The 11,830-nt window shown below is 39.5% G+C and carries 8 protein-coding genes; 7 read left to right on the forward strand and 1 reads right to left on the reverse strand.

Annotated elements, in window-relative coordinates; all coding sequences use genetic code 11:
- Nucleotides 1–368: 368 nt before the first annotated feature.
- The 3 genes from HWE15_RS08025 to HWE15_RS08035 all read left to right on the forward strand — a co-directional run bounded on the left by HWE15_RS08025 (nt 369) and on the right by HWE15_RS08035 (nt 4,152).
- Nucleotides 369–1,835, forward strand: coding sequence for a DASS family sodium-coupled anion symporter (locus HWE15_RS08025; protein WP_290507002.1), 1,467 nt, complete (start codon nt 369–371; stop codon nt 1,833–1,835).
- A 223-nt stretch (nt 1,836–2,058) separates the two neighbouring features.
- On the forward strand, nt 2,059–3,471 hold the full coding sequence (locus HWE15_RS08030) for a sensor histidine kinase (protein ID WP_290507003.1): 1,413 nt from the start codon (nt 2,059–2,061) through the stop codon (nt 3,469–3,471).
- Between the two features lie 3 nt (nt 3,472–3,474).
- Nucleotides 3,475–4,152: a LytTR family DNA-binding domain-containing protein gene (locus tag HWE15_RS08035; RefSeq protein WP_290507004.1), complete on the forward strand. Its 678-nt coding sequence runs from the start codon at nt 3,475–3,477 to the stop codon at nt 4,150–4,152.
- On the opposite strand, the gene HWE15_RS08040 is transcribed toward HWE15_RS08035, so the two are convergent.
- A complete protein-coding gene (locus HWE15_RS08040) occupies nt 4,149–5,033 on the reverse strand; it encodes an AraC family transcriptional regulator (protein WP_290507005.1) in 885 nt (294 codons plus the stop codon). The genes HWE15_RS08035 and HWE15_RS08040 overlap by 4 nt on opposite strands.
- Nucleotides 5,034–5,159: 126 nt before the next feature.
- On the opposite strand from HWE15_RS08040, the gene HWE15_RS08045 reads away from it, so the two are divergent.
- From HWE15_RS08045 to HWE15_RS08060, 4 genes are all read left to right on the forward strand, one after another.
- Nucleotides 5,160–8,666 carry a PVC-type heme-binding CxxCH protein gene (locus HWE15_RS08045; RefSeq protein ID WP_290507006.1) on the forward strand — a complete coding sequence of 1,169 codons (3,507 nt, stop codon included), beginning with the start codon at nt 5,160–5,162 and terminating at the stop codon, nt 8,664–8,666.
- Nucleotides 8,667–8,668: 2 nt separating this feature from the next.
- The gene (locus HWE15_RS08050; protein WP_290507007.1) at nt 8,669–9,529 is read left to right on the forward strand and encodes a sugar phosphate isomerase/epimerase; all 861 of its coding nucleotides are present in this window, start codon (nt 8,669–8,671) and stop codon (nt 9,527–9,529) included.
- Between the two features lie 105 nt (nt 9,530–9,634).
- Nucleotides 9,635–10,753 (forward strand): Gfo/Idh/MocA family oxidoreductase, encoded by a 1,119-nt coding sequence (locus HWE15_RS08055; protein ID WP_290507008.1) that lies wholly within the window; start codon nt 9,635–9,637, stop codon nt 10,751–10,753.
- Nucleotides 10,754–10,987: 234 nt separating this feature from the next.
- Nucleotides 10,988–11,716 (forward strand): DUF2490 domain-containing protein, encoded by a 729-nt coding sequence (locus HWE15_RS08060; RefSeq protein ID WP_290507009.1) that lies wholly within the window; start codon nt 10,988–10,990, stop codon nt 11,714–11,716.
- Nucleotides 11,717–11,830 lie beyond the last annotated feature (114 nt).

Raw genomic sequence — 11,830 nt, forward strand, 5'->3', positions numbered from 1 at the left:
TAATTACCCGATTTAAGTCAAAAAGTACAAGGATATACACTACGTCATTTCTTTCATCATACTACTACAAAACTTCAAAAATTAGATCTGGAGCTTGTATTTGATCTATTTTATGAAATTCCGGATACTACAAGTTGACATTAGGGAAGAATTCCAACTTGCATTAACTCTATAAATAAGATAAACCCTTTGAAGGATTTTTAAGACACAGGCTATTTTTAAATTTATCCATTCCTTTATTCTTTTCTTCGTGATTCATTTCTATTTGTTACATAATTTATATTATGTTAAGTAAAAGATTTTAACCCTACCATTCCCCAATTATTTATAAATTCAAATTCCAGTTAGTTACTACTCCTATCACCCACATGAAAATATCGTTACCTAGCTTTGGTTTATTTCTTGGTCCGCTTTCATTTGTTCTGATTTTATTTTTTGTGGAATATCCGGATTTAAACCAAGAAGCACTTTCTATGCTTGCCTTAGCAACTTGGATGGCTATTTGGTGGATTACAGAAGCTTTACCGATCGCTGCAACAGCTTTTCTTCCTTTAATCATTATGCCCACCTTAAAGATTCTTCCTATCAGTAATGTGTCTGCAAACTATATGCATCCTACTGTTATGTTATATATGGGTGGTTTTTTGATGGCAACTGGTATAGAAAAATGGAATTTACATCGAAGAATCGCTCTATCCATTATTAACCTAATTGGAACAGATTTAAGAACGATTGTTTTAGGATTTATTCTGGCCACAGGGTTTCTATCCATGTGGATATCCAATTCTGCCACTTCGTTGATGATGTTACCTATTGGATTAGCTGTGGTCAAACAGTTCCAGGAGCAATTATCCGGTCAAAAAGCAGGCTTATCAGATAGATTAAGTAAAAATATCATGTTGGGAATTGCCTACAGTGCATCCATAGGCGGAGTCGCTACCCTTATCGGAACCCCTACTAATACTATTTTAGCGGCCGTAGTGAAGGAATTATACGGATATTCTATCGGATTTAATGAATGGCTTCTCTTTGGCTTTCCTCTATCCGTATTTCTAATCGGTATCTGTTGGTGGTATCTGGTCAACTTTGCCAATCCCCTTCCTAAAAATTATCGCCTTGAAGAAGGAAAATCAATTGTAAAAGATCAATTGAAAAAGTTGGGAAAGATGAAATTTGAAGAGAAAACAGTACTAGTGGTCTTTGCTCTTGTCTGTTTTTCCTGGATTTCTAGAAGCTTCCTCCTGGTAAAATTTATTCCCGGAATTGATGACACCATCATCGTTTTAAGTGGTGTTGTAATTCTATTTCTCCTACCCGATTCAACTAAAACTAAAAGAATCTTAGATTGGAAAACGGCCGAATCCATTCCTTGGGGAATTTTAATCCTATTCGGAGGCGGCTTGGCTTTGGCCGAAGGGTTTAAAGAAACTGGTTTAGCAGAATGGATTGGACAGCGTTTTACCTTAATCGAAGGAATCTCTTTCTTCTTATTGCTACTCATCATTGTAGCAGCGGTAAATTTCTTAACTGAAGTAACTTCAAATGTTGCTACAGCTTCCATGTTGTTGCCGATTTTAGCATCTGTAGCCTTAAAATTGGACCTCCACCCTTTCGGTTTAATGGTCGGCGCTACCCTTGCCGCAAGCTGTGCTTTTATGCTTCCGGTTGCTACACCACCCAATGCGGTGGTCTTTGGCTCAGGCTATTTAAAAATGAATGACATGGTCAAAGCCGGCTTTTGGTTGAATATTTTGTCGATTCTAATCGTCACAGTACTTGTCTATTTCTTGCTTCCTTCGCTTTGGAATATTGATCTGCAAGCCAATCCATTTTAAGAAAATCCGTCCCTCAGCCATTTCTTACACATTCTGTCCCAAAATCCTCGCTTTTCATCCCTAGAAGTTGGGTATGAAGTTGCACTGCTTTAATGTTGTCAAAAATCAAATAGGCAGATGAAACGAAACCCTTCTATCCCCAAACAGCATAAAGGCTTTTATTTTCTTCTTCTTATTGCACTGATTTATCACCTAATTTCCATTTTGACTCTCATTTAAAAAGATGAAAACGAAAAGTTTTGATTTCCGGCAAATTGAATGGTGGATTACCACTTTATTATTTGTCAGCATTGTACTCTTTAACCTCACCTCCATCAATTCTTACAGGTGGTTGTCAAGCGGTTCCCCTTCTTATGCCAAAATATTCATTCCCACAGCCCTGTATGTAACGTTTTACATCTTCCACATGCGCCTGATTCCTAATTATCTTAAAACGAAAAAAATCTGGCCAATTTTGGGATATGGATCCTTAACCCTGGGATTAAGCTTTCTCTTTTCATCCATACTGACTATTTCTCTTAAAGCTTCCGGTTTTGAAAACCTTTTTCAGCTTTATCTAGGCGTAATTTTTCTTTACATCAGTCATCAGATAGGAAGCTTAGTTCTCAAAGGGATGTTCACTCCTCCCCGATTTCCAAATTATTTTTTCTACAACCTAACCCGACTGATTTTGACCTTTATCGTCATGATTTTCTTCCTGATTTTGGGGCAGAAAACGATCATCGATGAAACAGTATTAATCTTATTTTTAATCTTTCTTCCTATCCTATTGGGTATCGTTACCTACAATTTCTTTTTGGTGTATGGAAAGCGAAAAGCAGGGAAAACAAAGCAAGCAAACTGGTACATGGCCCTTTTGCTGATTGCTGTTTTTATGACCTTTATGATTATTGGAGCATCGAACAATAAGGAGGAGTTGGTTTTAATTGGATTTTTGATAAATGGAATTATCCTATTGATAATCATGCCTTTATCAAATTTGATCTTCAAGAAATATGAAGTCATGGCGGGGCAAATTCTGAACCTGACTACGGAGGTAAATCAGGGAAATGCCAACTTGGATTTCTTACGATCTCAAATCAACCCCCATTTTCTTTTTAATGCATTGAATACCCTTTATGCCAGTGCGCTGATGGAAAATGCGGAAAAGACTTCGGATGGAATTCAGAAGCTAGGTGATATGATGCGCTTCATGCTTCATGAAAATCAACAAGCCAAAATTCCTCTTTCCCGGGAAATTGATTACTTAAGAAATTATATCGACTTGCAAATGCTCCGATTTGGAGCTCAATCAAACTTAGAAGTAGATTTTCAGATCAATGATGACTCCTGCCAAGGTATGATTGCTCCAATGCTTTTGATTCCTTTCTTGGAGAATGCTTTCAAGCATGGAATTTCCTCAAAAGAAAAATCCTGGATAAGAATGAATTTGCGATGCATTTCCGGTTCGGTTCATTTGGATTTGGTAAATAGTGTTCATCAATCGAAATCTAAGGAAAAATCCGAAGAATCCTCAGGAATCGGTTTGGATAATGTCAAAAAGCGTTTGAATTTGGTCTATCCAAATCGGCATCAATTGAATATCATTTCCAACGATACCGATTTCTTTGTTCACTTTTCAGTTCAAATTCAATAGTCCATGATCCAAGCCATCGCTATAGATGACGAGTCCTTTGCCCTTGAAGTAATCAAATCCCATGCAGCCAAAGTCCCTTTTTTGGAACTTCAGGCTACTTTTACCAATGCAATTGAAGGTCTGGAATATTTGAAAGCGAATTCCATACCCCTTCTATTTTTGGATATCAACATGCCTGATATTTCAGGGATAGATTTGGTGCAGTTACTTCCAAAAGGAACTGAGGTGATTTTTACCACAGCTTATTCGGACTATGCCGTCAAAGGCTTCGATTTGGATGCCATGGATTACTTGTTGAAACCATTCAGTTTTCCTCGCTTTTTGAAGGCCTGTCAAAAAGCACGAGACTGGTTTTCATCAAATGCTGAAGAGGAACTTTGGATATTTATCAAAACCAACGAAGGACAGGTACGTGTTGATTTTACCGATTTGCTTTTTTGCGAATCCAAAGGGAATTATGTGAATTTTCAGACTTTGGAAGCTTGTCACCAAAGCCGGATGACCCTTCAAGAGGCTGAAAAATTACTCCCATCCCATTTTATCCGTACTCATCGCTCATTTCTGGCGAATAAAAACCATATTAGAATTGCAGAAAAACATCAGTTGCGAATAGGTAAATTCTCGGTTCCTGTTAGCTCTTCTTATTCAGATGAGGTTTTTGAAAAAATCAATCTCGATTAAGAAACCGTGGCAAAAGCATTCAAAAATTCTTTTCGGTATTCATGGGGTGTTTGATTCATTCGTTCCTTAAAAAGCCGATTAAAATTAGAAAGGGTAAAGAATCCACATTCATAAGCTACCTCACTGATATTCAGATCCGTCTCGTGCAATAATTTGCAGGCATGCGAAATTCGAACTTCGGTCAAAAATTCTGAAAATGTCTTATTCACCCGTGATTTAAAATACCTGCTAAAGGCTGATTGAGAAAGATTAGAAAGCTTGGCTGCTTCTTCTAGACTGACTTTTCCCTGAAAATTTTGCATGACATATTCATATACCAGCCCCATTCTATCCTTTTCAGATTCTTTATTGGAATTGATATATCCTGCATTCGTAATCAATTTGCAGTCCGGTGAATCAGCTAATAGATCAAGTATTTTTAGTAGTTGAATGATCCGCTGCGTCCCCTTCAAATCCAGCATTTCTTTCATCATTGAGGTAATTTTTTCATTTGTCCTGCCGGTAACCTCAATGCCTCTCTCCGATCTTTTTAACATTTGAGAAATTCCTTCAAACTCTTCCAAAGAAAAAACCGATTCATTCAGAAAATTATCAGGAAGGTAAATCACGATTCCATGAGTAATTAATCCATTTTTCGGATCGTGATACTCTTTATCATTTTTCCATAGATGGGGCAAATTAGGTCCTGTAAATACCATATCCCCTTCCCGAAAAGCTTGCATATGATCCCCAATAAAACGGGTACCTCTCCCCTTCAAAACAACAAATAATTGGTACTCGGAATGAAAATGCCAGTTCACATCAAAAAATGGAGCGATCAATTCTTGTATCACAAAGGCTTTATGCTCTGGAATACGTGTCTTTTTAACTGGATTTTTCACTGTATCCTTTTGTTTTCGTATTTAAAACTTTACCAAAATGATAAAATTCAGTCAAATTTCAAATAGATACAGTGAGCATTGTACCCGATTTATTTTGAATATAGCTATCCCAAAAAGTATATCAGAATGATGACCCAACTTAACCTAAAATCACCCCTTTATTTCTCCATATTAATGCTGCTGGTATTGACTTTGTCTTGCGGCAAAAAAAAGGAGTCTTTCTTATCCATGACCGAACCTCGAAGAGTGGAGATTTTGGTCCTTGGACATGAAAGTGAGCATCACAATTCCGAAAAATTGATGCTCCATCTAGGGATTCCTTTATTTCAAAAAGGAATTAATTTAACCTATACAACTGACCCCAACGACCTGAATGAGGATGTTTTGTACAATTATGATGGCTTAATGATTTATGCCAATCATGATGAAATAACTTCTGCACAGGAAAAAGCTCTGAAAGATTACATTCAAAGCGGAAAGGCATTCATTCCTGTTCACAGTGCCTCTTGGTGCTTCCGTAACTCCGATTGGTATGTGGAAACTGTAGGTGGTCAATTTAAATCCCATGGTGATGGAAATTTCACAGCTGAAATCGTAGATCCTTCCCATCCTATTATGCAGGGAATAGAGGAGTTTGAAACTTGGGATGAAACATACGTTCATTCCCAACTCAATCCTAATATGCATGTACTCATGGAGCGTGTGGAAGGAGATCATCGGGAACCTTATGCTTGGACTTTAGAAGAAGGAAAAGGACGCGTATTCTACACTGCTTATGGACACAATGAAGAAACCTGGAAGCAATCTGAATTTCAAGAACTCATTGCAAACGGAATCTTATGGGCTGTAGGTGATCAAGTGAATCAGCTTTTAGCGGCTTACCAAATACCTACACCTGAATTTCGGGATGCAGAAATCCCCAATTATGAGCGAAGAGATCCAGCTCCTCGTTATCAAATGCCACTTTCTCCTGAGGAAAGCATGAAGCTTGTACAACTTCCTGTTGGTTTTGAAATGGAATTATTTGCCAGCGAACCGATGATCATCAACCCAATGGCAATGGCATGGGATGAAAGAGGAAGATTGTATGTCATCGAGACGGTTGATTACCCTAACGAGGTAAGAACTGAAGGTGGAAATGATAAAATCAAAATCTTAGAAGATACCGACGGAGATGGAAAAGCAGATAAGGCCACCGTTTTTGCCGATAATTTAAATATCCCCACTTCCATTATGGCAGTTAATGGAGGAGTTTTGATTTCCATGGCCCCTGATTTTGTCTTTTTGAAAGATACGGATGGAGATGATGTTGCTGATGTGCGAGAAGTAGTCATGACAGGATGGGGAAAAAGTGATACCCATGCAGGACCTTCCAATTTAAAATATGGCTTTGATAATAAAATATGGGGTGTTTTGGGGTATTCCGGATTTCGTGGAACCGTCAGTGGAAAAGAGCACTCCTTCGGACAAGGGGTGTACCGTTTTGAACCTAATGGAGAAAATCTGGAATACTTAGGGAACACTTCCAACAATACCTGGGGATTAGGATTTACAGAGGATTTCGAGACTTTCATCTCTACTGCCAATGGACAACACAGCGTTTATTTCTCCATGGCGAATAATTATGTAAGAAGACCCATTTTCCAAGGTTCTGCGAATACAGTTCATGGAATTGACAGTCATTACGACATGCCTCACCTTACCCCTTTCCTTCGCCAAGTTGATTGGCATGGAGGGTATACCGCAGCCGCGGGGCATAACTTCTACACAGCCAGAAGCTTTCCTGAAAATTATTGGAACCGGATTGCTTTCGTATCTGAACCAACCGGCAGAGTCTTGCATCATGCGATTATTAATCCCGATGGATCAGGATTTACTGAAAAGAATGGGTTCAATATTTTGGCCAGTTCGGATGAGTGGTTTTCACCCGTACATGCAGAAGTTGGACCGGATGGGGCTCTATGGGTAGCAGATTGGTATAACTTTATCATTCAGCACAATCCAACCCCAAGAGGTTTTGAAAATGGTGCAGGTAATGCATATATCAATCCACTTCGGGATAGTCAGCACGGTCGAATTTACCGGATCAGCTATAAAGGTGGCGAAGATTCAAAAACCTTTGATTTAAAAGATGCGGATAGTGCAACTCTTATTGAAGCATTACAAAGTGACAATCTTTTCTGGAGAATGACCGCTCAGCGATTGATTGTCGAAAAGCAGGATCATTCTGTTGTTGAAGACTTGTATAGCATCATTCAGAATCAGGAAGTAGACAAAATTGGGCTGAATGGACCTGCCGTTAATGCACTTTGGACGCTTCAGGGTTTGGGTGAATTAGAAGGAAATAATGAGATTGCAATCCGGGTAGTTGAAAGAGCTCTCAACCACCCATCAGCTGCAGTTCGTAAAAATGCCCTTCGGGTTTTACCAAGAACAGCATCTTCATTAAAAGCAATTTTAGCTTCCAATGTTATCCAAGATACTGACCTAACTACCCGTAAAGAAGCATTCTTAGCTGTTTCAGACATGCCTTTTTCTGAGGATGCCGCAAAAATGCTAGTAGAAGTTGCCCAAAATGAAGAAAATGGACAGGATGCTTATTTACCGCAAGCAATTTTTGCGGCAGTAATATCGCATCCAACTGAATTTGCCAAGCGGGATAACACCACTGCAATTCAGGCTTCAGGGGACTCTGAGTTGTCTTTGGCAGATCGAATCAGTAGAAGCTTGGTGGCCGAGCAGTATCCATTGGATTCAAGAAACTCCATCCTCTTTCCTCCGGACATAGCTGGAAAAGAGATTTCAATTCGGATGATCGTTTCCAAAGGCAATAATCCAATGGATGGAATTTTGGTAGCTTCTGGCAACAACACGAATGGGTACAGTTTGTACATCTTTGAGGATGCTCTTCACTTTGCAGTAGCACAGGATGAAAAATTGACAATCATCAGTACCAATAAACCACTTCCTGATGAGCAATTCATCATTGATGCCACCTTGGTGGAAGATGGAAGCATGAGTTTGAAAATTAACGGTGAAGAAATTGGCAAGGCCAAAACCAAAGGTCTATTCACGGCAGAACTTTCTCCTAGAAGAGTTCGTGTAGGCCAAAATGATTCTAGAAATCAAGTTGGAAAATATATGGGAGGCTGGATGTTCTCAGGAAGAATAAGCAACAAATCTTCCTTGGCCTTGAAAAAGCCAGGAACGGATCTCTCTGAAGATTCAGATAACGTTGCCACCGTTTCAGCCAATGGAAGTTCGATTGTCAAGCTAGCTGTCATCCCACACGAGATGAAATATGACAAGACCACCTTTACGGTAAAGGCTGGTTCACAGGTAACCATCGACTTTGAAAACCCTGATTTCATGCAGCACAATCTAGTTATCGGTCAAAAAGGCTCGATGGAAATTATTGGAGAAGCTGCAGATGCCTTGGCCAGAGATCCGAAAGGAGCTGAGCAAAATTATGTACCTAAAATACCGCAAGTCATAGCCGCCACTAGGTTGGTCGATCCTGAAGGAAGGGAATCCCTGGTATTTGTTGCTCCAAGCGAGCCAGGAGAATATCCTTTTGTATGTACAGTTCCGGGACACTGGAGAATGATGAATGGAATTATGAAGGTTGAATAGGTATGGCTTTGGATGTAACATTTGGAGTCAGTACCTGGCTTTGGACCTCGCCTTTCAATAAGGAAACTGTTTCACTATTTCCAAAAATCAAGTCATTTGGCTATGATGCAGTAGAAATTCCTGTTGAAGATCCTGCGCTTATTGATTTGAAATTGGTGAAGGATGCGTTGGAAACCAATGGGCTTAAGCCTGTCATTTGTGGTGCTTTTGGTCCTACCAGGGATTTTACCCATGAGGATCCCTCCTACCATCAAACTTGCTTTGAGTATTTAGATTCTTGCTTTGAAATCGCGACTGAATTAGGTGCTGGTTTTGTAGCAGGTCCTATGTATTCCGCTGTCGGAAAAGCTCGTTTAGTTTCTCCCGAGCAACGAAAAATAGAATGGGATCGAGCAGTTCAAAATCTCCGAAAAGTCTGCCATCGAGCTGGCGAATTTGGTTTGGATATAGCATTAGAAACCCTCAATCGATTTGAGACAGACTTGATTAATACCGCGGAGGAACTGATACAATTGATTAAAGATATCAATGAACCTCAGGCAAAAGCTCTATTGGATGGATTTCATGTGAGCATCGAAGAACCAAGCATTGAAGAAGCAATTCGTAAAGTTGGAGATAAATTAATCCACGTGCAGGTATCTGAAAATTATCGAGGTACCCCTGGTACTGGGCAAACTAACTGGGCTGCTTGGAAAAAAGGCCTTGAAGATATTGATTATAGAGGTACCATTTCTATTGAAAGTTTCACACCCAATGTAAAGGAATTGGCAGGTGCAGTTTGTATTTGGAAGCCTTTAGTTCCTAGCCAGGATGGCTTTGCCCAAGAGGGCTTACAGTTTCTAAAAAAATGGGCTGGAGAATAAATAAAGGATAAAAAAATCTTGTCATTTCGAGGGGAGTAAAGAAGGATTTTACTTAGCTCAAGTTGACGACTTATAAAATTTTAAAACCCAAAATATTTCATAAATATGAGTAAGAAACCTATTAACATAGCAATCATCGGTTTAGGATTTGGTGCTGAATTTATCCCTATTTATCAGAAGCATCCTTTGGCAAATATGTATGCCGTGTGCCAACGAAATAAGGAAAAGGCAGAAGCCATTGGAAAAGCCTTTGGCATTGAAAAGGTCTATACCGATTATGACGAGTTGCTAAAGGATCCTAACATCGATGCGGTCCATATCAATACTCCGATTCAAAATCATGCTGAACAATCCATAAAGGCACTTAAAGCTGGCAAACATGTAGCCTGTACGGTTCCTATGGCCACAACGGTTGATGAATGTAGGCAAATCGTTGAGCTAACCGAGCAAACGGGACTTACCTACATGATGATGGAAACTGTGATTTACAGCCGGGAATTTCTCTTTGTAAAAGAGCTTTATGATAAAGGAGAGTTGGGTAAAATCCAATTCCTTCGGGCTTCCCATCAGCAAGAAATGGCTGGCTGGCCGGGTTATTGGGAAGGCCTCCCTCCAATGCATTATGCTACACACTGCGTAGGACCAGTTTTAGCCTTACCAAAAGGAGAAGCAGAATATGTCTCATGTTTAGGTTCAGGACGCATTGATGAAAATCTAATTCCGAAATACGGGTCTCCTTTTGCGATCGAGACCTGCCATATCAAATTGAAAGACTCTGATTTGGCAGCGGAAGTAACTCGTTCACTATTTAATACAGCAAGACAATATCGGGAAAGCTTCGATGTGTATGGTTCTAAGAAATCTTTTGAATGGACACTCATCGAACATGAAGATTCTGTTATCCATACGGGTGAAGTTCCAGAGCGGGTCAAAATTCCTGATTATGCCCACCTCCTTCCAGAAGGAATTCAGAAGTTTACTACACAGGGAGTATATGATTCTGATGAAAATCAGCATCTCTCCTTTATTCAAGGTTCCGGACACGGAGGCTCCCACCCACATTTGGTACACGAATTCCTTACAGCGCTTGCTGAAGGTAAAGATCCCTATCCAAATGCGAGACAATCAGCAAATATTACCTGCGTGGGGATACTGGCCCATGAATCCGCAATGGAAGGTGGAAAAATCAAGTACCTGCCAGAATTTACGCTTAGCAAAAAATAAACCTGTTTGCCTATTGTTTCTAAAGCCGATCTTTATGGATCGGCTTTTTTATTGAATACTTTTTTAAGAATAACCCCACTTGAGCGGTATTTCCCAGGAGAAGAACATCTCTAGAGGCTATACTTGTTAAAGAATTATTTGCGGATAAATTGGAACTTCTATCACACAAGAGCCTAATAAATACAAGTAACTTCCAACGTAAAATTTGTAAATGAATAATTTTCCGAAATCAGAATGAGAAGAAAAGATCGCTTAACAACCCAGTTAGCCATCCTCTTATCAATCATTATGAGCCTTTCCTATTCAGTAGCAGAGGCTCGTAAAATCAATACACAATTTTGGTTTAATTATGCCTTAAAAGCCCCTATCAGCGAAAAATTTTTTCTGGGAGGTGATATGGGTTCGAGGGGTTTGATCTCTAATCCTGATTGGAATCAGTTCCTCGTAAGACCTACCCTTACTTACAAATTGTCTGACAAATTAAGCCTATCAGGAGCTGTTGCTTGGTTTGGAACTTACTTTAAAAATCAAAATAGCCTCAATGAATACCGTTTGCATCAAGGGGTAACCTTCAAAACTCCTGATCTTGGTATAATTGGATTCTTTTATCGCTTGCGAATTGAGGAACGGTTTTTCTACCTTCAGGAGAACATGGGAAATACATTTAATGTCCGCGTTCGCGGATTAATTGGAGTTAATACAAAAGATATAACCTGGCTGGGCTCCAAAAGACCTATTTTTCTTCAGTCTATGGTCGAGGGCTTTCAAACATTAGATAAAAATTCTGCCAATGAATTGTTTGTTAATCAAACCCGAGTTCATCTGGCAATTGGTCATAAAATTTCAAGCCAGTTTCGATACGAATTTCATTACATCGCCCAACGGTCCCGGGTATTTAATGAAGACGGTTTTAGAGCAGCTCAGAATGTATTGCGTCTCCGATTATTTCATCGCTTGAATTAATTACCGAAAACCCCAAAAATAAAAAAACCACCCATTTCTGAGTGGTTTTTGAGCCCCTTGCCGGGATCGAACCAGCGACCTACTGATTACAAGTCAGTTGCTCTACCAGCTGAG

Origin of the sequence: Algoriphagus sp. (assembly GCF_013373065.1) — a bacterium.
Taxonomy (GTDB): Bacteria; Bacteroidota; Bacteroidia; order Cytophagales; family Cyclobacteriaceae; genus Algoriphagus.